The organism is Streptomyces sp. NPDC020422 (genome assembly GCF_044386705.1).
Classification (GTDB): domain Bacteria; phylum Actinomycetota; class Actinomycetes; order Streptomycetales; family Streptomycetaceae; genus Streptomyces.
This window is the reverse complement of the sequence record NZ_JBIRVJ010000008.1, coordinates 359067-382777: the sequence shown is the minus strand read 5'-3', so window position 1 is coordinate 382777 and position 23711 is coordinate 359067. Positions and strand designations below refer to the sequence as shown.

The following is a 23711-nucleotide window of genomic DNA, read 5'->3' as shown; positions in this document are numbered from 1 at the left end:
GAGTCCACCCCTTCGGGGACTCGGACGGCGCGTTGGGCACCCTCCCCGCGCGACCCCAAATAGCGTCCAGTAGGGTTTGGTCCGCATAAACATCCAAACCCCTGCCCGCGGCCGGGGCGGCGACCGACCAGCGAGACGGACGGCCGTGGCCGACCAAACGCGGGCCGAGACTCTCGGGAAGGCGCTACGTGAGTCCCAACGGCTCCGACCGCTCGTCGCGGCGCCCGATGCGGCGGAAGCTGCCGCAGGTGCTGACTGCGGGCCTGATCCTGGCGACAGCCACCGGCTGCTCGTACAACTGGGAAGACTTCCCCCGCCTTGGCATGCCCACCCCGGTGACGGAAGAGGCGCCTCGGATCCTCTCCCTCTGGCAGGGCTCGTGGGCGGCAGCGCTCATCACGGGCGTGCTGGTGTGGGGTCTGATCCTGTGGGCGACCATCTTCCACCGGCGCAGCCGCACCAAGGTCGAGGTACCTCCGCAGACCCGGTACAACATGCCCATCGAGGCGCTGTACACGGTCACCCCGCTCATCATCGTCTCGGTGCTCTTCTACTTCACCGCGCGCGACGAGTCGAAGCTCCTTGAGCTCTCCCCGAAGCCGGCCCACACCATCAACGTGGTCGGCTACCAGTGGAGCTGGGGCTTCAACTACGTCGAGAACGTGCCCGGTGTGACGGGCGACGCCAAGACGGACAAGAACCTCGCGGCCATTCCGGACAAGTTCCAGCAGGACTTCCCGGCGAACGCCGGCGGCGTCTACGACGCCGGCATCCCCGGAACCCGGAACCCGCAGACCGGCAACCCGGGCCCGACCCTGTGGCTGCCCAAGGGCGAGAAGGTCCGGTTCGTCCTGACCTCCCGTGACGTCATCCACTCCTTCTGGGTGGTCCCCTTCCTCATGAAGCAGGACGTCATCCCGGGTCACACCAACGCCTTCGAGGTCACCCCGACCCAGGAGGGCACCTTCCTCGGCAAGTGCGCCGAGCTGTGCGGTGTCGACCACTCCCGGATGCTCTTCAACGTCAAGGTGGTCTCTCCGGAGCGCTACCAGCAGCACCTGAAGGAGCTGGCGGAGAAGGGGCAGACCGGCTACATCCCGTCCGGCATTGAGCAGACGGACCCGGCTCGGAATGCGGAGACGAACAAGCTGTGAGCATTCTCAACGAACCCCACGGGGCGGCCGCGGCTGAGGACTCGTACGAGAACGAGCTCCCGGTACGCCGCAAGCAGCCCGGCAATGTAGTGGTGAAGTGGCTTACCACCACCGACCACAAGACGATCGGCACCATGTACCTGGTGACGTCGTTCGTGTTCTTCATCATCGGCGGTCTGATGGCGCTCTTCATGCGCGCCGAGCTTGCCCGTCCGGGCACGCAGATCATGTCGAACGAGCAGTTCAACCAGGCGTTCACCATGCATGGCACGATCATGCTGCTGATGTTCGCCACCCCGCTCTTCGCGGGCTTCGCGAACTGGATCATGCCGCTGCAGATCGGCGCGCCCGACGTGGCGTTCCCGCGGCTGAACATGTTCGCCTACTGGCTGTACCTGTTCGGCTCGATCATCGCCGTGGCCGGCTTCCTCACCCCGCAGGGTGCGGCCGACTTCGGCTGGTTCGCCTACTCCCCGCTGTCGGACGCCGTCCGCTCGCCGGGTGTCGGCGCCGACATGTGGATCATGGGTCTGGCCTTCTCCGGCTTCGGCACCATCCTCGGCTCGGTCAACTTCATCACCACGATCATCTGCATGCGCGCTCCGGGCATGACGATGTTCCGCATGCCGATCTTCACCTGGAACGTGCTGCTGACCGGTGTCCTGGTCCTGCTCGCCTTCCCGGTCCTGGCGGCCGCGCTGTTCGCCCTGGAGGCGGACCGCAAGTTCGGTGCCCACGTCTTCGACGCGGCCAACGGCGGAGCCTTGCTCTGGCAACACCTCTTCTGGTTCTTCGGACACCCAGAGGTGTACATCATCGCCCTGCCGTTCTTCGGCATCATCTCCGAGGTCATCCCGGTCTTCAGCCGCAAGCCGATGTTCGGCTACATCGGCCTGGTGGCCGCGACCATCGCGATCGCCGGTCTGTCCGTGACCGTGTGGGCCCACCACATGTACGTCACCGGTGGCGTGCTCCTGCCGTTCTTCTCCTTCATGACGTTCCTCATCGCCGTTCCGACCGGCGTGAAGTTCTTCAACTGGATCGGGACGATGTGGAAGGGCTCGCTGTCCTTCGAGACGCCGATGCTCTGGGCCACCGGCTTCCTGATCACCTTCACCTTCGGTGGTCTGACCGGTGTCATCCTGGCCTCGCCGCCGATGGACTTCCACGTCTCCGACTCGTACTTCGTCGTCGCGCACTTCCACTACGTCATCTTCGGCACCGTGGTCTTCGCGATGTTCTCCGGCTTCCACTTCTGGTGGCCGAAGTTCACCGGCAAGATGCTGGACGAGCGACTCGGCAAGATGACCTTCTGGACGCTGTTCGTGGGCTTCCACGGCACCTTCCTGGTCCAGCACTGGCTGGGTGCCGAGGGCATGCCGCGTCGTTACGCGGACTACCTCGACGCCGACGGCTTCACGGCGCTGAACACGATCTCGACGATCTCGTCCTTCCTGCTCGGCCTGTCGATGCTGCCGTTCTTCTACAACGTGTGGAAGACCGCCAAGTACGGCAAGAAGATCGAGGTCGACGACCCGTGGGGCTACGGCCGTTCGCTCGAGTGGGCGACGTCCTGCCCGCCGCCGCGGCACAACTTCCTCACCCTGCCGCGGATCCGTTCCGAATCCCCGGCGTTCGACCTGCACCACCCTGAGATCGCTGCTCTCGACCAGCTCGAGAACAAGGGTCACGAGGTGGCGGCGCTCACCGGCGGCAAGGAGACCGGCAAGTGAAGATCCAGGGCAAGATGTTCATCTGGCTGAGCGTCTTCGTCCTCGCCATGGCGATCCTCTATGGCGTGTGGTCGAAGGAGCCGGTCGGCACGACGGCGCTGTTCCTGGCGTTCGGTCTCTGCATCATGATCGGCTACTACCTGGCCTTCACGGCCCGGCGGGTCGACGCCATGGCGCAGGACGAGAAGGAAGCCGACGTCTCGGACGAGGCCGGCGAGGTGGGCTTCTTCGCCCCCCACAGCTGGCAGCCGCTCTCGCTGGCCATCGGCGGTGCGCTCGCCTTCCTCGCCATCGCGATGGGCTGGTGGCTGCTGTACTTCTCCGCTCCGCTGATCCTGGTCGGCATCTTCGGCTGGGTCTTCGAGTTCTACCGCGGTGAGAACCAGAACCAGTAGCGGCACCCGCAGTACCCGGCAACACCCCGAGGGGCCCGGTCACTTCGTCCGACGAAGCGGCCGGGCCCCTCGTTTGCCCTACTCGGCGCGCCCGGGCCGAGGAATGTTCTTAACGTGAAGTCATGAACGACACGCCGCGCATTCGGACTGTTCTGAGCTGCACCCTTCTGGCCCTCACCGTCACCGCCGGCGCCACCGCGTGCGCAGGCTCCGGAGACCATCCGCTGTCGGCCAGGCCCTACGACGCGGCGGACGAGATCGCCTTCAACGCCCCCGCCGAGGGCAAGAAGGCCGACCCCGAGAAGCCGCTGGAGATCACGGCCAAGGACGACGAGGGCCGGATCACCGACGTCACCGCCCTCGACGAGTCGGGCCACCACCTGGCCGGCGAGCTCACCGCGGACGGGCGCAGATGGCGCTCCACGGCCGCCCTCGCGGCCGGCGCGCGGTACACCGTCCGGGTGGCCACGGAGGACGGGGACGGCGCTCCCGGGGCCCGTACGTTCACTTTCGAGACGGCCCCGGCCAAACGGGCCCTCACCGTCACGTTCGGCCCGGAGGCGGGCAAGTACGGCGTCGGGCAGCCGATCACCGCCGACCTCAGCCTCCCGGTCAAGGACAAGGCGGCCCGCGGGGTCGTCGAGCGGGCCCTCAAGGTGCGCTCCGTGCCCGCCGTGGAGGGCTCCTGGTACTGGGTGGACGACAAGAAACTGCACTTCCGTCCGAAGGAGTACTGGCCCACCGGGGCCGTCGTCACCGTCACGGGCAACCTGGCCGGCCTCAAGGTCGGCGACAAGCTCTACGGCGGCGATTCCAAGCCGCTCCGGCTCACCATCGGCGACCGGATCGAGGCCGTCGCGGACGCCGGCTCGCACTACATGACGGTGCGGCGCAACGGAGAAGTGATCAACACCATTCCGGTGACCACCGGGAAACCGGGCTTCTCCACCCGTAACGGGATCAAAGTGGTGCTCGGCAAGGAGTACTTCGTCCGGATGCGGGGCACCAGCATCGGCATCGCGGAGGGCAGCTCGGACTCGTACGACCTGCCCGTCTACTACGCCACCCGGGTCACCTGGAGCGGCGAGTACGTGCACGCCGCCCCCTGGTCCGTGGGCTCCCAGGGCGTCGAGAACGTCAGCCACGGCTGTGTCGGCATGTCCACCGGGAACGCCGCCTGGTTCTACGAGAACGTCCGCCCCGGCGACATCGTCCGCGTCGTCAACAGCGAGGGCGAGATGATGGACACCTTCGGCAACGGATTCGGCGACTGGAACCTGGACTGGGCCAAGTGGCGCAAGGGCAGCGCCCTGGTGGCGGACTCCTCCAACCCGGTCGCCACCGAGGACGCCAAGGCCCGCCTCAGGCCCTCCCTGTAGCCCCCGTAGCGCCTGTAGCCCCCGTGGTCCCTGCGGGCCCTGCCGGGCCCGCAGGCGCCGGATCAGGCGTCGAGGGACAGGCGCGAGCGCAGCAGGGACGCCAGGGACGCCGCGAACTCCACCGGTTCCACCGGAAGGGTGACCGCGGCGTCGGCGCGGCTCCAGGTGGCCAGCCAGGCGTCCTGGGGGCGCCCGATCAGCAGCAGCACCGGCGGGCAGCGGAAGATCTCGTCCTTGATCTGCCGGCACACGCCCATGCCGCCGGCCGGCACCGCCTCGCCGTCCAGCACGCACACGTCGATGCCGCCCTCGTCCAGGGCCGTCAGCACCGCGGGCAGCGTCGCGCACTCGACGAACTCGACCGGGGGAACATCGGCCGCGGGCCTGCGGCCGGCCGCGAGGCGGACCTGGGCGCGGGTGTTCGCGTCGTCGCTGTAGACCAGGACCGTGGCGCTCGACTGCATCGTTCCTCCGTGAAGGTGGTCGGTCGTTGCGCGGATGCTACTCCGGTCCACAGCCCGTCAACACCCGTTCAACACCTGTTCGAAGGGTGCCGGAACCCGCTTCCGATGGGCCGTTCGGGCAGGACATGGCCCCCGGACACTCCGAACGGCACCCCCCGGAGTGAGGGCGGGATAAGCGACCGACATAATGTCGGTCGTGGCGACAGTAACGACAGTAGAAACCGGGCACGCGCACCCGTCGGTCAATCGACCGAACCTCACCAGCGTCGGAACCATCATCTGGTTGAGCTCCGAGCTGATGTTCTTCGCGGCCCTCTTCGCGATGTACTTCACCCTGCGATCCGTGATGGGCGCCGAGTTCTGGACGGAAAAGGCCGACGCCTTGAACCTTCCGTTCTCCGCGACCAACACCACGATCCTGGTGCTCTCCTCACTCACCTGCCAGCTCGGCGTCTTCGCCGCGGAGCGGGGCGACGTGAAGAAGCTCAGGACGTGGTTCATCATCACGTTCGTGATGGGCGCGATCTTCATCGGCGGCCAGGTCTTCGAGTACACCGAGCTGGTCAAGAAGGACGGCCTCTCGCTGTCCTCGGACCCGTACGGCACGGTGTTCTACCTGACCACCGGCTTCCACGGCCTGCACGTGACGGGCGGTCTCATCGCCTTCCTGCTGGTCCTCGGCCGGACGTACGCCGCCAAGAGGTTCACTCACGAGCAGGCAACCGCCGCCATCGTCGTGTCCTACTACTGGCACTTCGTCGATGTCGTCTGGATCGGCCTCTTCGCCACGATCTACTTGATCAAGTAATCGGGCTCCGCCGCTCCCGGCGGACCGACACATCCAGCAAGCATCGACGCAGAAGATCCTGACACCGGGGTAATCCGTGAAAAAGCTCTCCGCACGACGACGCCATCCGCTGGCGGCGGTCGTCGTCCTACTTCTCGCGCTGGCGGCAACTGGGGGGCTGTACGCCGCGTTCGCGCCCGCGGGCACGGCGAAGGCCGATGAAACCGCCCAGTCCCTCGCCATCGAGGAGGGCAAGAAGCTCTACTCCGTCGGCTGCGCCAGCTGCCACGGAACCGGCGGTCAGGGCACCTCTGACGGCCCCTCCCTGGTCGGCGTGGGCTCGGCGGCCGTGGACTTCCAGGTCGGCACCGGCCGTATGCCGGCCCAGCAGCCGGGCGCCCAGATCCCGAGGAAGAAGGTCATCTACTCGCAGGCTGAGATCGATCAGCTCGCGGCGTACGTCGCCTCCCTCGGTGCCGGTCCGATCGTCCCGACCGAGGGCCAGTACAGCCCTGACGGCGCCGACATCGCCAAGGGCGGCGAGCTGTTCCGCTCCAACTGCGCCCAGTGCCACAACTTCACCGGTGAGGGTGGCGCGCTGACCTACGGCAAGTACGCCCCGAGCCTCGAGGGCGTGGACCCGAAGCACCTCTACGAGGCCATGCAGACGGGCCCGCAGAACATGCCGTCCTTCCCCGACACGACCATGCCGGAGAAGCAGAAGAAGGACATCATCGCCTACGTCCAGGCCGTGAACAGCGACAAGGCCGACAGCCCGGGTGGTCTCAAGCTGGGTGGCCTCGGCCCCGTCAGCGAGGGTCTGTTCGCGTGGATCTTCGGTCTGGGCGCGCTGATCGCAGTTGCCATCTGGGTCGCGGCCCACACCGCTAAGGCCAAGAAGTCATGAGTACCCAAGAGAATCCAGAAGAGAACCTGCCCACCGCGCAGGACACCGCGCACGGCGCGGTGAAGGTCGCCGACGACCCGTTCGCCGACCCGGGCCTCCCGCCCCACAAGCCGCGCATCCAGGACATCGACGAGCGTGCCGCTCGCCGGTCCGAGCGTGCGGTCGCGTTCATGTTCACGCTGTCGATGCTGGCCACGATCGGCTTCATCGCCTCGTACGTGATCTTCCCGGTCGACAAGATCGTCTACATCTGGCCCTTCGGCCGGGTGTCGGCGCTCAACTTCGCCCTGGGTCTGACCCTCGGCGCGGCCCTGTTCTTCATCGGCGCGGGCGCGGTCCACTGGGCCCGCACCCTGATGTCCGACGTCGAGGTCGCCGACGAGCGTCACCCGATGGCGGCCTCGCCCGAGGTCAAGGCGAAGGTCATGGCGGACTTCGCGGCCGGTGCCGCCGAGTCCGGCTTCGGCCGCCGCAAGCTGATCCGCAACACGCTGTTCGGCGCGCTGGCCATGGTGCCGCTCTCCGGCATCGTGCTGCTGCGTGACATGGGCCCGCTGCCCGAGAAGAAGCTCCGCTCCACCCTGTGGGCCAAGGGCAAGCTGCTCGTCAACATGAACACGCACGAGCCGCTGCGTCCCGAGGACGTCGCGGTCGGTTCGCTGACCTTCGCGATGCCCGAGGGCCTCTCGGAGCACGACGAGCACTTCCAGACCGAGATCGCCAAGGCCGCCCTGATGATCGTCCGGATCCAGCCGGAGGACATCAAGGACAAGCGCGAGCTCGAGTGGTCGCACGAGGGCATCGTCGCCTTCTCGAAGATCTGCACCCACGTCGGCTGCCCGATCTCCCTGTACGAGCAGCAGACGCACCACGTGCTCTGCCCGTGCCACCAGTCCACCTTCGACCTGTCCGACGGCGCTCGAGTCATCTTCGGCCCGGCCGGCCACGCCCTCCCGCAGCTGCGGATCGGCGTGAACGACAAGGGCTTCCTCGAGGCGCACGGCGACTTCGAAGAGCCCGTCGGTCCCGCCTTCTGGGAGCGCGGATGAGCACTGTGACCAATACGCAGAAGAAGGCACCCGCCGGCGAGCGCATCGCCGACTGGGCCGACGGCCGCCTGGGGATCTACACGCTGGCCAAGGCCAACATGCGGAAGATCTTCCCGGACCACTGGTCCTTCATGCTGGGCGAGGTCTGCCTCTACAGCTTCCTCATCATCATCCTGACGGGCGTCTATCTGACGATGTTCTTCCACCCGTCGATGAACGAGGTGGAGTACGTCGGACCGTACGTCCCGCTCCAGGGACAGCTGATGTCCGAGGCGTTCAACTCGACCATGCACATCTCGTTCGAGGTGCGCGGTGGTCTGCTCATCCGGCAGATCCACCACTGGGCGGCGCTGATCTTCCTCGCCGGCATGTTCGTGCACATGATGCGCGTGTTCTTCACCGGCGCGTTCCGCAAGCCGCGTGAGATCAACTGGCTGTTCGGCTTCCTGCTGTTCTTCCTGGGCATGTTCACCGGCTTCACCGGTTACTCGCTCCCGGACGACCTGCTCTCCGGCACCGGTGTGCGCTTCATGCAGGGCGCGATCCTGTCCGTGCCGATCATCGGCACGTACCTGTCGATGTTCCTGTTCGGCGGGGAGTTCCCCGGCGGCGACTTCGTCGCCCGGTTCTACTCGGCGCACGTGCTGCTGCTGCCCGGCATCATGCTGGGTCTCGTGGTCGCGCACCTCATCCTGGTGTTCGTCCACAAGCACACGCACTTCGAGGGCCCCGGCCGCACGAACAAGAACGTCGTCGGCATGCCGCTGCTCCCGGTGTACATGGCGAAGGCCGGAGGCTTCTTCTTCCTGGTCTTCGGCGTCATCGCGGTCATCGCGGCGATCGCCTCGATCAACCCGATCTGGGCCCTCGGCCCGTACCGCCCGGACCAGGTGTCCACCGGCGCCCAGCCCGACTGGTACATGGGCTTCGCCGAGGGTCTGATCCGTGTCATGCCGGGCTGGGAGATCAACCTGTGGGGCCACACGCTGGTCCTCGGCGTGATGATCCCGCTGGCGATCTTCCCGGCGGTCCTCGCGGCCATCGCGGTCTACCCGTTCATCGAGTCCTGGATCACCGGCGACAAGCGCGAGCACCACATCGCGCAGCGCCCGCGCAACGCTCCGACGCGCACCGCCTTCGGTGTCGCCTGGATCACCGCGTACATGATCATGCTGGTGGGTGGTGGAAACGACCTCTGGGCGACCCACTTCCACCTGTCGCTGAACTCGATCACCTGGTTCGTCCGGATCTTCTTCTTCGTCGGACCGGTCATCGCGTTCATCGTCACCAAGCGGATCTGCCTCGGCCTCCAGCGCCGGGACAAGGACAAGGTGCTGCACGGTCGCGAGTCCGGCATCATCAAGCGCCTGCCGCACGGTGAGTTCGTCGAGGTCCACCAGCCGCTCAGCCAGGGTGAGCTGCACAAGCTCACGGCGCACGAGCAGTACGAGCCCGCGGAGCTGCCGCCGGCCGTCGACGAGAACGGCGTGGAGCGCAAGATCGGGCGCATGGAGAAGCTCCGGGTCAAGCTCAACAAGGGCTACTACGGCGCGGACAACCAGGTCGCCAAGCCCACCGCCGAGGAGTACAAGGAGATCACGAGCGGCCACGGCCACCACTGATCCCCTCGGCCTCCTGATGTAGGTCGCCACGGCGAGAGCCCCGTCCATTCGATGGACGGGGCTCTTTGCCGTCCCCCGGGATCGATAGGGTGGGGGCGTATGCCCGCCCCCGTATGTCACGGATCACCAGGAGCTGCCATGAGCGCTGCGACCCCCGCTGGAGGACTCGACTCGGCGGGCCGCTCCTGGCCCGTCCTGCTGAACGGTCTGCTCGACGGCCACGACCTCTCCGCCGACGACACGGCCTGGGCGATGGACCTGATCATGAGCGGCGAGGCGACCGACGCCCAGATCGCCGGCTTCATGGTGGCGCTGCGCGCCAAGGGCGAGACGGTGCAGGAGATCGCCGGCCTCGTGCGGACCATGTACGAGCACGCCAACGTCATCGAGGTGCCGGGGCGGACCGTCGACATCGTCGGCACCGGCGGCGACGGCGCCAAGACGGTGAACATCTCCACCATGGCGTCGATCGTGGTCGCCGGTACGGGCGCCAAGGTCGTCAAGCACGGCAACCGCGCCGCGTCCTCCGCCTCCGGCTCCTCCGACGTCCTGGAGAAGCTCGGCGTCAACCTCGACCTGAGCCCGCAGCGGGTCGCCGAGGTCGCCGACGAGGCGGGCATCACCCTCTGCTTCGCGATCAAGTTCCACCCCTCGCTGCGGCACGTCGCCGCGGCCCGCGGCCAGCTGGGCATCCGGACGACCTTCAACGTCCTCGGTCCGCTGACCAACCCGGCGAAGGTGCGCTCCCAGGCGGTCGGCGTCGCCGACCCGCGCATGGCGCCGGTCGTCGCCGGGGTCTTCGCCGAGCGCGGCAACTCCGCCCTGGTCTTCCGCGGCGACGACGGTCTGGACGAGCTGACCACCACCTCCACCTCCCGGGTCTGGGTGGTCAGGGACGGCAGCGTCACCGAGGAGCGCTTCGATCCCCGGGACGTCGGCATCGAGCTCGTCACCCTGGAGGCGCTGCGCGGCGCCGACGCCTCGTACAACGCCGACGTCGCCCGCCGGCTGCTCGCGGGGGAGACCGGACCGGTACGGGACGCGGTGCTGCTCAACGCGGCGGCGGCGCTCACCGCCCTGGACCCCGGCCCGGGCACCCTGACGGAGCAACTGGCCGCAGGCATCGCGAAGGCCGCGGAGTCGATCGACTCCGGCGCGGCCCTGCGGTCCCTGGAGCGGTGGATCGCCGCCACCAACCGCTGACCCGCGACCCGCGACCCCGTCCCGGCATGCGGACGGGGTTGCGCGTCGACGATCAGCTGAACTACTTTCTGTACCAGGTCATGAGCGACAGCCTCGAAGCCCCGGCTGGCTGTCCGGCAACCCTCCGTCCGTGGCGGGGTGCCCCGGGTGAAGACCAGGTCGTACGGCAGAAGCCTGCGGCAAGCGCGGACCCCTGCGTACACACCTTGGGGTCCTTGGTCCTCTAGGGAGCAGTGTCTCGTGAGCAAGCGAATGCGCTAGGGCCTTCGGCCCCTTTCTCCATCAACACCCGTATGCGGCACCCCACTTCGCGCTGCCCTGCGGGCCCTTTCACGCCTTTTCGCGCTCTCTTTCCCGCCGGGAGATACGTCATGTCCGCATGCCCGAACGCCGCCGCCACCACCGCCTCCGCCGTCTCCGTCGAGACCGGTGAGTCCGCCGACCCCTGCTGCGCCGCCCCGCTGCCGGTCCTCGGCCGGGACGTCACCGTCCCGCTCGTCACCGGTGGCGAGGTCAGCTACGCGGCCCTCGACTACGCCGCCAGCGCCCCGGCCCTCCAGCGCGTGTGGGACGACGTCGCCGCCTACGCCCCGTACTACGGCAGCGTCCACCGCGGCGCCGGCTACCTCTCCCAGCTCTCCACGGACCTCTTCGAGAACAGCCGGGCCACCGTCGCCGAGTTCCTCGACTGCCGCCCCGGCGACCAGGTGGTCTTCACCCGCTCCACCACCGACTCGCTCAACCTGCTGGCGCAGGTGATCCCCGCCGACTGCCAGGTCTTCGTCTTCGAGACCGAGCACCACGCCTCGCTCCTTCCGTGGCGCGACGCCCGGGTCACCTACCTCAACGCCCCGCGCACCCCGCGCCAGGCGGTCGAGACCCTGGAGCGGGCGCTCGCCGACCGCGACCCCTACGGCCCCGCCCTGGTCTGCGTGACCGGTGCCTCCAACGTCACGGGCGAGCTGTGGCCGGTCAGGGAGCTGGCCGCCGCCGCGCACGCGCACGGCGCCCGGATCGTCCTCGACGCCGCCCAGCTCGCCCCCCACCACCCCGTCTCCGTAAGCGAGTTGGACGTCGACTGGGTCGCCTTCTCCGGGCACAAGCTGTACGCGCCCTTCGGCTCCGGAGTCCTCGCCGGCCGCGCCGACTGGCTGCAGGAGTCCGAGCCGTACCTCGCGGGCGGCGGCGCCTCCCGCACGGTGGCCCGCCGGGCCGACGGCGGGGTGGACGTGGAGTGGCACACCACCGCGGCCCGGCACGAGGCCGGCTCGCCCAACGTCATCGGCGTCTACTCCATCGCCTCCGCCTGCAAGGCGCTCACCGAGGCCGGTTTCGACCGGCTCGTCGCCCGCGAGCAGCACCTGATCGCCAAGGTCCGCGAGGGCCTGGCCGAGGTGCCCGAGGTGCGGGTGCTCTCGCTCTTCGGCGACGACGCCCCCCGGGTCGGCGTCATCTCCTTCGTCGTGGACGGCTGGAACAGCTCCCACTTCGCCGCCGCGCTCTCCGCCGAGTACGGCATCGGCGTCCGCGACGGCCTGTTCTGCGCCCACCCGCTGGTGCGCACCCTGCTCGGCAGCGACCCGCAGGACCCGGGCGAGTGCGGCGCCCCGGAGGCGGCGCCGGGCGAGCGGTCCCTCAACGCGATCCGCGTCAGCTTCGGCGCGGGCACCCCCGACGAGCACGTGGAGCGGTTCGTGGGCGCGGTGAAGCAGCTGGTGCGCGAGGGCGCCCAGTGGAAGTACCGCACCGAGGACGGCCGCTGCGTGCCGGACCGCGGCTGAGGTTCCTCCCCCGTACGAGTGAAGCCGGCCTCTCCCCGCGGGGAGAGGCCGGCTTCACCGTGCGCGCTGCCGCGTCAGGACTCCAGGCCGATCGCGAAGGCCGCGTCCAGGTCGTGCTGGGAGTAGGCGCGGAAGGCGACATGGGTGTCGGTGCCCTCGACGCCGGGGATCTTGCTGATCCGGCCGGGGATGATGTCGGCCAGGTCGTCGTGGCGCGGCACCCGGACCATGGCGATCAGGTCGTACGTCCCGGTCACCGAGAAGACCTCGCTGACGGAGTCGATCGCGGCGATCGCCTCGGCGATCTCGGGGATCCGGTCCACGCTGGTCTTGATGAGCACGATCGCGGTGATCACGGCTGGCTTTCTCCCTCGGTGGCCGCGGTTGGTGGCTTCACTGTAGCCCGCCCGTCGTCCACCACCACCCTCTAAGGAAGCGCCGCGCGAGCCCCCCTTCTCCCTCTGTACCGGCCCCACGCGTAGACGAACCCGATCGCGAACCCGATCACGTGCGCCAGATAGGCCACCCCCGGCCCCGCCCCGGCCGTGCGGGCCGCCAGCCACTGCAGCACGAACCAGAAGACCAGCACGATCCAGGCCGGGAAGCGCAGCGGCAGGAAGAAGAGGAACGGGAAGAGGCTGGTCACCCGGGAGCGCGGGAAGAGACAGAGGAAGGCCCCGAGCACCCCCGAGATCGCCCCCGACGCCCCCACCAGGGTCTGCGCGCTGTCCGCGTGCGCCGCCGCGTACCCCGACAGCGCCAGATAGCCGCAGCCCAGATAGAACAGGGCGAACTCGGCCGGCCCCATCCGCTCCTCGGCCATCGCCCCGAAGACGTACAGGAACAGCATGTTCCCCAGCAGGTGCAGCCAGCTGCCGTGGACGAAGAGCGCGGTCAGCGGGGTCAGCAGGGCCCGTGGCTCCCCGCTCGTCAGCTCGGCCGGGACGACGCCCCAGCGCTCGAAGTACGCGCCCTGCGCCGCGAGCAGCTTCTCGCCCGTGCCGTATCCCGGGTTGAGGCCGGAGACCGGGCTCACGGCGAAGAGCAGAACGCACAGCGCGATGAGGCCGTACGTCACGGTGGGCCCGTTCCGGGCTTCCTGCCACGCGCCGCGGGCGACGCCCCGCCAGTCGATCATGGACAGATCATGGCGTACCGGGGTCGAACTGGACAGAGTGCCTCGCCGTGACACGGGGTACCCGGGAGGCCGTAGGGTTACGGGCAGACTTCCGCAGTCCGACGGCGCACCGCGGTCCCGTACACCCCCGGAATTCCAGGGAAAGCCCAGAAAGAGGACGGCACGATGACGACGGTTCCCCTGCCGACCCCGGAGACCCGCTGGCGCTGCACGCTCTGCGGCAATCTGACCCGCTTCGACGTCACGCGCTCCTCCAAGGTCGTCGAGTACGTCCATCTGGACCTCGCCGGAGAGGCCAAGGTCGAGGAGCGCGAGGTGGTCAGTGAGACCATCGAGTCGGTCCGCTGCCGCTGGTGCAACGCGGTGGACCAGATCGAACTGGTGGACAGGCCGGGTTCCGCTTCCTGAGAAGCGGCCCGGGAGGGCGACGACGACAGGGAAGTGGGGTGACGGATCGTGGAGCAGCCCGCGCACGGTGATGAGCCGACGGGCTCGGCGGACGACGCTGCCGAGGCGCTCGACCGCCCGCTGCCCGAACCCGTACGGCGCAAGGTGGTCGCGCTGGTCGCGGACGCCTTCGGCGGGCTGACCGTCGGCGAGCTGCCCGCCCCGCTGCGCCAGTACGCCCGCTTCACCGCCTCCCGGCGCGCCAAGTTCGCGGGGAACGCGATGGCGGCCGCCCTGGAGAGCGACCCGCTCTTCCGGCAGCGGATCGGCGAGCGCTTCAAGGAGGCGCAGCCCGAGCTGGCCGGCGCCGTCGAGTCCGGTGCCCCGCCCGCCGCCGCCGACCCGGTCGACGTGGCCGCGGCCGCCTATGTGCTGCGCCCGGCCGGCTGGCACAAGCTCGTCGCCGCCGCCGGCGAGGAGGCCGAGCGCGCCGACGCCGAGCGCGCCGACGAGGCGAGCCGGCGCGAACTGGAGCGGCTGCGCGAGGAGGTCGCGGGCGCGAGGGAACGCACCCGGGCCGAGACCGAACAGCTGCGCCACGAGCTGGAGGCCGCCCGCAAGGAAGCCGAATCGCTTCACCGCAAGCTGCGCAGCGCCCAGAGCGACGTGAAGCGCGGCGAGGCGGCGCTGCGGCGCGCCCAGGCCGAGATCGACACCGCACGGTCCGAGGCCGCCGCCCAGGTCTCTGCCGCCGAGAGCGAGTCCCGCCGGCTCAAGGCCCGGCTCGGCGAGGTGGAGGCGGCCCTGGAGGCCAGCCGCCGCGCCGCCCGCGAGGGCCGCTCGGTGGAGGACATGCGGCTGCGGCTGCTCCTGGACACCGTGCTCGACGCGGCCCAGGGGCTGCGCCGCGAACTGGCCCTGCCCCCGGTGTCGATGCACCCCGCGGACACCGTGGACGCGGTGGAGCCGGGCCGGATGTCGCCGAAGGACATCGCGGCGCGCGCGCTCTCCGAGACCGACCCGGCGCTCCTGGACCAGCTGCTCGAACTGCCGCAGGCGCACCTGGTGGTGGACGGCTACAACGTCACCAAGACCGGCTATCCGACGATGCCGCTGGAGAAGCAGCGGCTGCGGCTGCTCGGCGGTCTGTCCGCCCTCGCGGCCCGCTCGGGCGCCGAGATCACCTGTGTCTTCGACGGGGCCGAGCTCGCCGCGCCGGTGCTCCTGGCGCCGCCGCGCGGGGTGCGGGTGCTCTTCTCCAAGCCCGGTGTCACCGCCGACGAGTTGATCCGTCAGCTGGTGCGGGCCGAGCCGCCGGGCCGCCCGGTCGTGGTGGTCTCCACCGACCGCGAGGTGGCCGACGGGGTCGCCAAGTCCGGCGCGCGGCCGGTCGCGTCCGCCTTGTTGCTGAAGCGGCTTTCGCGACTCTCGTGATGAGTCGTCACCACTGAGCGGGATGTCCCTTTTGTGGTCCGCGCAGGGTCAAGTGACCGCTACTGCCCGTGTGATGGCTGTGAATACTTTGTCGCGCGAGCGAGATTTTGCCTATCGGGATTTGAACTGATCACAAGATGGTCACTAGGGTCGGGGCTCGAACCTTCGCGCGGTTGATCATCCATCGGGGATGGCGGCGAGGGTCCCGCCTGCCGCTCGCCCGGTCGGCGGCTGAAGGAAGAAGGAGCTCGCCTTCGTGGCGTCCCACCGTCGTCCCAAGCAGCCGAGCCGCACCCGTGTGACCGTGCTCACCGCGACCGCCGGCCTCGCCGTCGCGATCTCCGCCCAGACCGGCGCCACCGCCGCTCCCAAGCCGAAGATCGACGAGGTCAAGTCCAAGGTCGACAAGCTCAACCACGAGGCCGAAGAGGCCACCGAGCAGTACAACCTCGCCGAAGAGCGCCGCGGCAAGCTCCAGAAGGAGATCAGCGGCCTCCAGGACAAGGTGGCCCGCGGTCAGCAGGAGCTCAACACCCTCCGCGACCAGATCGGTTCGGTCGCCAGCGCCCAGTACCGCTCCGGCGGCATCGACCCGGCGCTCCAGCTCTTCCTCTCCTCCGACCCGGACACCTACCTCGACAAGGCGTCCGCGATCGACCAGCTCGGCGCCAAGCAGGCCGACGTGCTGCAGTCGATCCAGGCCAAGCAGCGGACCCTCGCGCAGCAGCGCACCGAGGCGGCGACCAAGCTCGCCGACCTCGAGGACGTCCGCAAGACGCTCGGCGAGAAGAAGAAGAAGTACCAGGGCAAGCTCGCCGAGGCCCGCAAGCTGCTCAACACCCTGACCGCCGCCGAGCGCGCCAGGATCCAGCAGGACGAGCAGCGCGCCAGCCGCGCCGCCGGCGAGCGCGTCAACCTCGGCAACGAGGTGCCCGCCTCGCAGCGCGGCGCCGCCGCCCTCAACGCCGCCGCGACCCGGCTCGGCATGCCGTACGTCTCCGGTGCCGAGGGCCCCAACTCCTTCGACTGCTCGGGCCTGACCCAGTGGTCGTACCGCCAGGCCGGGGTCCGCATCAGCCGCACCACCTACACCCAGCAGGCCGACGGCGTGAAGATCGGCCGCAGCCAGCTGAAGCCGGGCGACCTGGTCTTCTTCAACAACCTGGCGCACGTGGGCCTCTACGCGGGCAACAACACCGTCCTGCACGCCCCGAAGCCCGGCGCGGTGGTCCGCTACGAGTCGATGGACTACCTCGGCAGCTTCATGTACGGCGTGCGCATCTGACGCGACGTCCACGCTCCCGACCCGCCCTCCGAACGGGTGGTTTGTCGGATCCCGGACTGACGTGACGCCCCGCCGGTGACCTGTGGTCTCCGGCGGGGCGTCACTTTGTGTGCCCGGCGGCTTCGTTGGAGGCGGGGTGATCACCGGCTACTGTCTGCCGCGCCAGTCCGTCGAGCCGAACGGAGCGCGATTCGTGGCGTCCCACCGACGACCCGCCAGGGTCACCGTCCTCACCGCAGCCGCGGCCACCGCGGCCACGGCCCTGGGTGCCGTCCCCGCGCACGCCGACCCGGGCGCCACGCCCGAGAGCACCCGGGTGACCGTCGACCGCCTCTTCGAGGAGGCCGAGAAGGCCACCGAGGGCTACAACCAGGCCGACGAGAAGGCCGACCGGCTGCGCAGGACCGTCTCCCAGGCCCAGGACGCCCTCGCCCGCGGCCAGGAGCGGGTCAACCGCATGCGCGGCGCGCTCGGTTCGGTCGCCGGCGCCCAGTACCGCTCCGGCGGCGTCGACCCGGCCCTCGCCCTGCTGCTCTCCTCCGACCCGGACACCTACCTCGACCGGGCCACCGTGCTCGACCGGGTCACCGCCCGCCAGGGCGCCGCCCTCGCCGAACTCCGGCGCGAGCTGCGCGAGCTGGCCCAGGAACGGACCGAGGCCGGCCGGGCCCTCGCCGAACTGGAGCGCAGCCGCACCGAGGTGGCCCGGCACAAGCGCACCGTCGAGCGGAAGCTCGCCGAGGCCCGCCGGGTGCTCGCCTCGCTCTCCGCCGACGAGCGGGCCGACTACGAGCGCACCTCCCGCTCCGGCCGCGAGGCCCTCGACGAGGAGCTGCCGCCGCTCGCCGACCTCGGCCCCTCCCGGGCCGCCGCCGCGGTGATCGCCGCCCGCAGCGCCATCGGCAAGCCGTACGTCTGGGGCGCCACCGGCCCCTCCGCCTTCGACTGTTCGGGCCTGATGGTCTGGTCGTACCGGCAGGCCGGCATCGCGCTGCCCCGCACCTCCTCCGCGCAGCGGTACGCGGGCCGCCGGGTGCCGCTCTCGCAGGCGCAGCCCGGCGACCTCGTCACCTACCGCAGCGACGCCAGCCATGTGGCGATCTACGCGGGCAACGGGCAGGTCATCCACGCCCCCTACCCCGGGGCGCGGGTGCGCTACGACCCGGTGAACATGATGTCCCACGTCACGGTGACGAGGGTCTGAGCCTCCGCCCGGGGCCCGCTTCGGCCGGCGCCCCGTACGATCGAGGGCGTGGCAGGTCAGGGGAGTGGAAGGGCGCGCGGCGCGGCCGGGTGCCTGGCGGCCGCCCTCCTGGTGCTCACCGGCTGTACGGCCCCGCCGCCGGCCGACCCCGCGACGGGGCAGATCCAGAGCCTGCTCGACCGGCACGCGCGGGCGCTGCTCGACCGGGACGAGGCCGGCTATCTCGCGGCCCTCGACCCCGCGCTCGCGCCCGCCGCGCGCACCGAGTTCGACCGGCTCGCGAAGATCCCGCTCGGCGGCTGGCAGTACCAGGTCACCGACGTCGACCGGGCCGACGGCGGCCGGGCCACCGCGAAGGCCCGCCTCGGCTACCGGATCCGGGGCTACGACTCGGGCCCCGCCACCAGCGAGCGGGTCCTGTCGCTCGCCGAGCGCGACGGCCGCTGGTACGTCACCGGCGACCGGCCCGCCGAGGGCGCCCCGCAGCAGCTGTGGCAGCAGGGCGAGGTGCGCACCGTGACCGGTCGGCGCAGCCTCGTCCTCGGCGTGGGCCAGAGCCCCGAGCGGCTGCGCGAGATCGCGGACGCGGCGGACCGGGCGGTGCCCGCGGTGGGGGCGGCCTGGCACGGGGACTGGGCGGGCCGGATCGTGGTCCTGGTGCCGGCCTCGGTCGAGGCGATGGGCGGGCTGCTCGGCGCGCCGGCGGCCTCCTACCGGGGCATCGCGGCCGTCACCACCGGCGAGACCGGCGGCGGTCCGACGGCCCCCGCCGACCGGGTCATCGTCAACCCGGACGCGTACGGAGTGCTCGGCGGCTTCGGCCGGCAGCTGGTCCTCACCCACGAGACCACCCATGTCGCGACCCGGGCCCAGACCACCCCGTCCACCCCGGTCTGGCTCTCCGAGGGCTTCGCCGACTGGGTCGCCTACCGCGGCACCGGCCGCACCCCCGCCCAGGCCGCCCCCGAGCTGCGCCGCGCGGTCCTCGCGGACGGGGCACCGGCCGCACTGCCCGACGACAGGGACTTCACCTTCGGCGGCGACGCGGACGCGATGGCCCGCGCCTACGAGGGCGGCTGGCTGGCATGTGCGATGGTCGCCGACCGCTGGGGCGAGGCGAAACTGACCGCGTTCTACCGGGCGGTCGGCGCCCACCCGCAGCGCGAGGGCGCGCTGGAGAAGGCGCTGAAGGACGTCCTGGACACCAGCCCGGAGGAGTTCACGGCGAGCTGGCGCGGCTACGTGGCCGAGCGGCTCGCCTGACGGGCCGCCGCCTCGCGGTCCAGCTCCGCCAGGGTCTCGGCGAGCCAGGCCTTCTCCTCCGTGCCCGTCGCGCGGGCGATCCGCAGCATCCCGCGGCGGAAGGGGTCGGGCTCCTCCTCCACGCGGACCGGGGCGCCGTCCGCGTAGAAGAAGCTGGCCGGGGTGGTGAGGAAGTCCAGCCGGCGGCGCAGCACGACGGCCTGCTCGGCGGGGTCGGGGAGCCGGCCGAGGAAGGCGAGCAGGGTGAAGAAGCGCTGGCCGTCGCTGATCTCGACGTCCTTGGGGGAGCGCAGCCGGCCGAGGAGCTCGGCCCGGCCCGCCTCGGTCAGCGAGAGGGTGCGGCGCGGGGCCGCGCCCGCGCCCGGTTCCGTACGGCTGTCGACCAGGCCGCTCTTCACCAGACGGTTGATCGCCGGATAGAGCGCCCCGTCGCTGACCGGGCGGACGTGGCCGCTCAGGCCGTGGATGCGCTCCTTGAGCTCGTAGCCGTGCAGCGGCCGTTCGTCGAGGAAGCCGAGGATCGTCAGCTCCAGCACCGGTCTGCTCCTTCGCGCTTGTCGTGCCCCCGTCGCCCATGCTACCTCTTTTAGAGATACCTCGATCCGAGGTATTCGATGCGCCGGCATCCGCTCGCTCGCACCGAAAGGGGCGCCCGCATGGGCACGCACCGCCGTACCCTCGTCCGGCTCGCCGGACCCGTCTACCTCGAACTCCTCGCCGGAGTCGCCGCCGGCATCATCAACATGGTCTGGGTCGCCCGCCTCGGCGGGGACGCCGTCGCCGCCGTCGCCGTCGCCACCAACGTCGAGAACCTGCTCCTCGGCGTCGTCCTGATGGCCGCCTCCGGCACCACCGTCCTGGTCGCCCGGGCCAGAGGCGCCGACGACCCCGGGGCGCTGCGCTCGGCCGTGCGCGGCGGCGCCGCCCTCGGCGCGCTGCTCGTCCCGCCCGTCGCGGTCGGCGGCCTGCTGCTCCGCGACCCGCTCGCCGCACTGCTCCTGGGCGGGGCCGGCCACCCGGCGCACGCCCTCGCGAGCGCCTACTTCGCGATCTCGCTGCCCGGCATGGGCGTCTTCTTCGCCACCACCGTCCTCGACGGCGTCCTCAAGGGCACCGGCGACACCCGCACCCCCATGCGGCTCGCCTTCCTCGCCAACGGGCTGATCCTCGTCCTGGACCCGCTGCTGATCCACGCCCACGGGGTGGAGGGCGCCGCCGTCGCCACGCTCGCCGGCCGCACCGCCGCCCTCGCCGTCGGTCTGCTCGCCCTGCGCCGCAACGCCGTGCTGCGGGCCGCCCGCGCGACCCGCCCCGCCGCCGGCACCCTGTCCGCCCTGCGCCGCACCGCCGCCACCGGGCTGCCCATGTCCGTCGACTTCGTCGTCCGGATGGGCGGGGCCCTCGCCCTCGTCTCCGCCGTCGCCCGGCTCGGCGTCACCGAGATCGCCGCCTACGGCATCGCCACCAAGGCCATGTACGTCGCCACCATGGCCTTCTACGCGGTCAAGCAGGCGGCCTCCATCCACACCGCCCATCTGCTCGGCGCCGGCCGGGAGGAACGCCGGGCGGTCGGACGCGAGGCCCTCCTGCTCGGCGCCGCCCTCGGCACCGGCGCGGCCCTGGCGCTGCTCCTCGCCGCGGGACCCGTGATGCGCGGCTTCGGCGCGGAGCCGGAGGTCGCCGCGGCCGGGGCGCTGTTCCTGCGCTGCCTGGGGCCGTACCTGGTGCTGATGGCCGGGTTCATCGCCCTGGCCGGGGTCTTCGAGGGCAGCGGGGGCTCACCGCGGCTGGCCCGGATCACCGTCGCCGGCGTCCTGCTGCAACTCCCCCTCGCGTACGCCCTGTCGGCGGCCCTCGGTCTCGCCGGGGTCTGTCTGGCCATGGCGCTCGCGACGGCGGGCCAGTGCACCGCGCTCGGGGTGCTGCACCGGCGCACCCACCGCCCCGACGCCGGGGCGGACCGTCAGGAGGAGGCCGAGACCGGCGTCTTCTCGCGCTCCGGATGAGCCGGGACCGGGACCGCGACCGGCGTCAGGCGCGGCTCCGTCACCGTCTGCCGCCACAGGATCCGGCAGGCGGAGAAGCAGGCCGCGACGAGCAGCCCGTTGCGGACCAGGAGCAGCGCGATGCCCAGCGGGTCGCTGTGCGAGACGTGCGAGAACCACACCGGGAACTCGAACTGCGTCACCGCCGTCGCCCACAGCACCAGATGCGCGGGCCGGCGCATCCGGCTCGCCCGGTAGACCAGGCACACCGCGGCCAGGCCCACCAGCCAGATCATGTACTGCGGGCTGATCACCCGGCTCGTCGTGGTGAACAGCAGCACCGCCACGAAGGCCGCGTCCGCCGTCGTGCTCGTCGAGAAGCGACGGGTCCGCAGCCGCCACACGAGGAGCCAGCCGAAGGCGGCGATCGACAGGACCATCGCCGCCGTCGACACCGCGGCGACCCCGGGGCCGAGGAACTCGATCGAGCCGTAGTTCATCCGCGCCTCGCCCGGCCAGCCGAAGTTCTCGGCGACGTGGAAGACCAGCGCGCCCAGCGACTCGACCTCGGTGCCCCGGTCCCGCTGGAAGCCGAGGAAGGCGAGCGCCCCGGGCGCCGCGAGCACACACAGCAGCAGCACCCCGGCCGCCGTGCCGGCCGCCGCCGGCCAGGAGCGCAGGGTGGCCCGGCCGCGCGCGGTGCCCGCGAGCAGCAGCGCGGGCCAGACCTTCAGCATCGCCCCGAAACCGGCGAGCGCGCCGAGCACGGCGGGGCTGCGCACCGCCGCGAGGAGTCCCGCCACGGCCACCGCCGTCACCATCAGGTCGTAGCGCGCGTACGCGGTCGGCCCGAGCAGCGCCACACCCGCCAGCCACAGCCAGGCCCCGCGCATCGAGCGGCCCGGGCGCCGGCCCGTGTACACCAGCAGCCCGAAGACGAGGGCGTCGCACAGCAGGGCCAGCACGAAGAAGGCGGCCGAGTAGCCGAGGAAGGGCAGCAGGGCGGGGGAGAGGATCGCCAGCGCGGCGGCCGGCGGGTACTGCCAGGTGACGTCGTCCAGCGGATACGTGCCGGTCCTCAGGACCTCGTACCAACCCTGGTAGATGTGCTCGACGTCGCTCGTCACGTCCGGGCCGGGGATCACCACGACCTTGAAGACGCACAGCAACAGCAGGATCCGGGTGAGCGACCAGACGCCGATCGGCAGTCGCAGGCCGTCGCGCGCCACCTCGCGCGCCAGCGCGCCGCGTACGAGGCCGTCCTGTGCCGGGGTCCCCACTGCGCCCGTCATCCCTGTCCTGTTCCTGTCCTGTCGGTCCGCCGGGGCGGAGGGTGGTGGTGCCGGGCTGCGGGCGCGATCACGGTACTGTCGGCCACGATGCACAAGACCCTGATCGTAACGAACGACTTCCCGCCACGACCCGGCGGAATCCAGGCCTTCCTGCACAACATGGCGCTGCGCCTGGATCCCGAGCGGATCGTGGTCTACGCCTCCACGTGGAAGCGCAGCCGCGAGGGGATCGAGGCGACCGCCGCGTTCGACGCGGAACAGCCTTTCACGGTCGTCCGCGACCGCACCACCATGCTGCTGCCGACTCCTCGGGTCACCGCCCGGGCCACCGCCCTGCTGCGCGAGCACGGCTGCGAGTCGGTCTGGTTCGGCGCCGCGGCCCCGCTCGGCCTGATGGCCCCCGCCCTGCGGCGCGCGGGCGCCCGGCGCCTGGTCGCCACCACGCACGGCCACGAGGCCGGCTGGGCCCAGCTGCCGGCCTCCCGGCAGCTGCTGCGGCGGATCGGCGAGGGCACCGACACGATCACCTACCTCGGCGAGTACACCCGCTCGCGGATCGCGGCCGCGCTCACCCCGGCCGCCGCCGGGCGGATGGTGCAGCTCCCGCCGGGCGTCGACGAGAAGACCTTCCACCCCGACTCGGGCGGCGCCGAGGTGCGCGAGCGGCTCGGGCTCAGCGACCGCCCCGTCGTCGTGTGCGTCTCCCGCCTCGTGCCGCGCAAGGGCCAGGACACCCTGATCCTCGCCATGCCCGAGATCCTGCGCCGGGTGCCGGACGCCGTCCTGCTGATCGTCGGCGGCGGCCCGTACGAGCCGGAGCTGCGCAGGCTCGCGGCCCGCACCGGCGTGGCCGGGTCCGTACGGTTCACCGGCGCCGTGCCGTGGGCGGAACTGCCCGCGCACTACGGGGCCGGCGACGTCTTCGCGATGCCCTGCCGCACCCGCCGCGGCGGCCTCGACGTGGAGGGCCTCGGCATCGTCTACCTGGAGGCCTCCGCGACCGGGCTGCCGGTCGTCGCGGGCGACTCGGGCGGCGCCCCGGACGCCGTCCTCGACGGCGAGACCGGCTGGGTGGTCCGCGGCGGCGTCCCCGAGGAGTCCGCCGACCGCATCGCGACCCTCCTCCTCGACCCGGAGCTGCGCGCCCGCATGGGCGAGCGCGGTCGGCAGTGGGTCGAGGAGCGCTGGCGCTGGGACCTGCTGGCGCAGCGGCTCAAGGAGCTGCTCTGAAGCCGCTCCGAAGCAGCTC

Annotated in this window: 21 protein-coding genes, 1 pseudogene and 1 riboswitch; of the genes and pseudogenes, 17 read left to right on the top strand and 5 right to left on the bottom strand. The window is 71.0% G+C overall.

The window, feature by feature from the left end; all coding sequences use genetic code 11:
- The first annotated feature begins 188 nt into the window (after nucleotides 1-188).
- From coxB to ACH414_RS23600, 4 genes are all read left to right on the top strand, one after another.
- Nucleotides 189-1154, top strand: a complete 966-nt coding sequence (gene coxB, locus ACH414_RS23615) for a cytochrome c oxidase subunit II (protein ID WP_382540565.1) — start codon at nucleotides 189-191, stop codon at nucleotides 1152-1154.
- A complete protein-coding gene (gene ctaD / locus ACH414_RS23610; RefSeq protein WP_382540562.1) occupies nucleotides 1151-2887 on the top strand; it encodes a cytochrome c oxidase subunit I in 1737 nt (578 codons plus the stop codon). The genes coxB and ctaD overlap by 4 nt, the downstream gene beginning before the upstream one ends.
- Nucleotides 2884-3282, top strand: a complete 399-nt coding sequence (locus tag ACH414_RS23605) for a cytochrome c oxidase subunit 4 (protein WP_046908942.1) — start codon at nucleotides 2884-2886, stop codon at nucleotides 3280-3282. Before ctaD ends, ACH414_RS23605 begins: the two co-directional genes overlap by 4 nt.
- A gap of 122 nt (nucleotides 3283-3404) precedes the next feature.
- On the top strand, nucleotides 3405-4661 hold the full coding sequence (locus ACH414_RS23600; RefSeq protein WP_382540558.1) for an Ig-like domain-containing protein: 1257 nt from the start codon (nucleotides 3405-3407) through the stop codon (nucleotides 4659-4661).
- Nucleotides 4662-4723: 62 nt separating this feature from the next.
- Here ACH414_RS23600 and ACH414_RS23595 read toward each other — a convergent pair whose 3' ends face one another.
- Nucleotides 4724-5125, bottom strand: coding sequence for a hypothetical protein (locus ACH414_RS23595; protein WP_382540555.1), 402 nt, complete (start codon nucleotides 5123-5125; stop codon nucleotides 4724-4726).
- Between the two features lie 187 nt (nucleotides 5126-5312).
- Between ACH414_RS23595 and ACH414_RS23590 the strand changes: the two genes are divergently transcribed.
- The 6 genes from ACH414_RS23590 to ACH414_RS23565 all read left to right on the top strand — a co-directional run bounded on the left by ACH414_RS23590 (nucleotide 5313) and on the right by ACH414_RS23565 (nucleotide 12474).
- Nucleotides 5313-5933: a heme-copper oxidase subunit III gene (locus ACH414_RS23590; RefSeq protein ID WP_356064572.1), complete on the top strand. Its 621-nt coding sequence runs from the start codon at nucleotides 5313-5315 to the stop codon at nucleotides 5931-5933.
- 76 nt (nucleotides 5934-6009) lie between these two features.
- On the top strand, nucleotides 6010-6819 hold the full coding sequence (locus ACH414_RS23585; RefSeq protein WP_382540551.1) for a c-type cytochrome: 810 nt from the start codon (nucleotides 6010-6012) through the stop codon (nucleotides 6817-6819).
- Nucleotides 6816-7868 (top strand): Rieske 2Fe-2S domain-containing protein, encoded by a 1053-nt coding sequence (locus ACH414_RS23580; protein WP_382540548.1) that lies wholly within the window; start codon nucleotides 6816-6818, stop codon nucleotides 7866-7868. The genes ACH414_RS23585 and ACH414_RS23580 overlap by 4 nt, the downstream gene beginning before the upstream one ends.
- Entirely contained in the window at nucleotides 7865-9490 is a 1626-nt protein-coding gene (locus tag ACH414_RS23575) for a cytochrome bc complex cytochrome b subunit (RefSeq protein ID WP_382540545.1), read from the top strand. Before ACH414_RS23580 ends, ACH414_RS23575 begins: the two co-directional genes overlap by 4 nt.
- A 138-nt stretch (nucleotides 9491-9628) precedes the next feature.
- Complete coding sequence (gene trpD / locus ACH414_RS23570) at nucleotides 9629-10693, top strand: anthranilate phosphoribosyltransferase (RefSeq protein WP_382540542.1); 1065 nt, start codon at nucleotides 9629-9631, stop codon at nucleotides 10691-10693.
- Between the two features lie 76 nt (nucleotides 10694-10769).
- Nucleotides 10770-10885: riboswitch (SAM riboswitch) on the top strand.
- A gap of 179 nt (nucleotides 10886-11064) precedes the next feature.
- Nucleotides 11065-12474: an aminotransferase class V-fold PLP-dependent enzyme gene (locus tag ACH414_RS23565; RefSeq protein ID WP_386565143.1), complete on the top strand. Its 1410-nt coding sequence runs from the start codon at nucleotides 11065-11067 to the stop codon at nucleotides 12472-12474.
- Between the two features lie 74 nt (nucleotides 12475-12548).
- Here the strand turns inward: ACH414_RS23565 and ACH414_RS23560 are convergent, their stop codons facing one another.
- Both ACH414_RS23560 and ACH414_RS23555 read right to left on the bottom strand, forming a co-directional pair.
- A complete protein-coding gene (locus ACH414_RS23560; RefSeq protein ID WP_382540536.1) occupies nucleotides 12549-12830 on the bottom strand; it encodes an Lrp/AsnC family transcriptional regulator in 282 nt (93 codons plus the stop codon).
- A pseudogene (locus ACH414_RS23555) lies at nucleotides 12827-13612 on the bottom strand (rhomboid family intramembrane serine protease). The gene ACH414_RS23560 and the pseudogene ACH414_RS23555 overlap by 4 nt, the downstream one beginning before the upstream one ends.
- A gap of 165 nt (nucleotides 13613-13777) precedes the next feature.
- Here ACH414_RS23555 and ACH414_RS23550 point away from each other — a divergent pair.
- From ACH414_RS23550 to ACH414_RS23530, 5 genes are all read left to right on the top strand, one after another.
- A complete protein-coding gene (locus tag ACH414_RS23550) occupies nucleotides 13778-14020 on the top strand; it encodes a hypothetical protein (protein ID WP_382540533.1) in 243 nt (80 codons plus the stop codon).
- Between the two features lie 48 nt (nucleotides 14021-14068).
- Nucleotides 14069-15433 (top strand): NYN domain-containing protein, encoded by a 1365-nt coding sequence (locus tag ACH414_RS23545; RefSeq protein ID WP_382540530.1) that lies wholly within the window; start codon nucleotides 14069-14071, stop codon nucleotides 15431-15433.
- A 256-nt stretch (nucleotides 15434-15689) separates the two neighbouring features.
- A complete protein-coding gene (locus tag ACH414_RS23540; protein WP_382540527.1) occupies nucleotides 15690-16718 on the top strand; it encodes an NlpC/P60 family protein in 1029 nt (342 codons plus the stop codon).
- A gap of 193 nt (nucleotides 16719-16911) precedes the next feature.
- A complete protein-coding gene (locus ACH414_RS23535) occupies nucleotides 16912-17922 on the top strand; it encodes an NlpC/P60 family protein (RefSeq protein ID WP_382540524.1) in 1011 nt (336 codons plus the stop codon).
- Nucleotides 17923-17970: 48 nt separating this feature from the next.
- On the top strand, nucleotides 17971-19185 hold the full coding sequence (locus tag ACH414_RS23530) for a hypothetical protein (RefSeq protein ID WP_398943217.1): 1215 nt from the start codon (nucleotides 17971-17973) through the stop codon (nucleotides 19183-19185).
- Here ACH414_RS23530 and ACH414_RS23525 read toward each other — a convergent pair.
- Nucleotides 19161-19721: a PadR family transcriptional regulator gene (locus ACH414_RS23525; protein ID WP_398943215.1), complete on the bottom strand. Its 561-nt coding sequence runs from the start codon at nucleotides 19719-19721 to the stop codon at nucleotides 19161-19163. The genes ACH414_RS23530 and ACH414_RS23525 overlap by 25 nt on opposite strands.
- A 120-nt stretch (nucleotides 19722-19841) precedes the next feature.
- Between ACH414_RS23525 and ACH414_RS23520 the strand changes: the two genes are divergently transcribed.
- Entirely contained in the window at nucleotides 19842-21191 is a 1350-nt protein-coding gene (locus ACH414_RS23520; protein WP_398943214.1) for an MATE family efflux transporter, read from the top strand.
- Here the strand turns inward: ACH414_RS23520 and ACH414_RS23515 are convergent.
- The gene (locus tag ACH414_RS23515; RefSeq protein WP_382540512.1) at nucleotides 21149-22462 is read right to left on the bottom strand and encodes a glycosyltransferase 87 family protein; all 1314 of its coding nucleotides are present in this window, start codon (nucleotides 22460-22462) and stop codon (nucleotides 21149-21151) included. The genes ACH414_RS23520 and ACH414_RS23515 overlap by 43 nt on opposite strands.
- A gap of 87 nt (nucleotides 22463-22549) precedes the next feature.
- Between ACH414_RS23515 and ACH414_RS23510 the strand changes: the two genes are divergently transcribed.
- Nucleotides 22550-23692: a glycosyltransferase family 4 protein gene (locus ACH414_RS23510; protein WP_398943212.1), complete on the top strand. Its 1143-nt coding sequence runs from the start codon at nucleotides 22550-22552 to the stop codon at nucleotides 23690-23692.
- Nucleotides 23693-23711: the final 19 nt, after the last annotated feature.

Coding starts and splice junctions, on each gene's coding strand:
- ACH414_RS23600 (WP_382540558.1), top strand. CDS start 3,405: ATGAACGACACGCCGCGCATTCGGACTGTTCTGAGCTGCACCCTTCTG.
- ACH414_RS23595 (WP_382540555.1), bottom strand. CDS start 5,125: ATGCAGTCGAGCGCCACGGTCCTGGTCTACAGCGACGACGCGAACACC.
- ACH414_RS23590 (WP_356064572.1), top strand. CDS start 5,313: ATGTCGGTCGTGGCGACAGTAACGACAGTAGAAACCGGGCACGCGCAC.
- ACH414_RS23580 (WP_382540548.1), top strand. CDS start 6,816: ATGAGTACCCAAGAGAATCCAGAAGAGAACCTGCCCACCGCGCAGGAC.
- ACH414_RS23575 (WP_382540545.1), top strand. CDS start 7,865: ATGAGCACTGTGACCAATACGCAGAAGAAGGCACCCGCCGGCGAGCGC.
- trpD (WP_382540542.1), top strand. CDS start 9,629: ATGAGCGCTGCGACCCCCGCTGGAGGACTCGACTCGGCGGGCCGCTCC.
- ACH414_RS23565 (WP_386565143.1), top strand. CDS start 11,065: ATGTCCGCATGCCCGAACGCCGCCGCCACCACCGCCTCCGCCGTCTCC.
- ACH414_RS23550 (WP_382540533.1), top strand. CDS start 13,778: ATGACGACGGTTCCCCTGCCGACCCCGGAGACCCGCTGGCGCTGCACG.
- ACH414_RS23520 (WP_398943214.1), top strand. CDS start 19,842: ATGGGCACGCACCGCCGTACCCTCGTCCGGCTCGCCGGACCCGTCTAC.
- ACH414_RS23515 (WP_382540512.1), bottom strand. CDS start 22,462: ATGACGGGCGCAGTGGGGACCCCGGCACAGGACGGCCTCGTACGCGGC.
- ACH414_RS23510 (WP_398943212.1), top strand. CDS start 22,550: ATGCACAAGACCCTGATCGTAACGAACGACTTCCCGCCACGACCCGGC.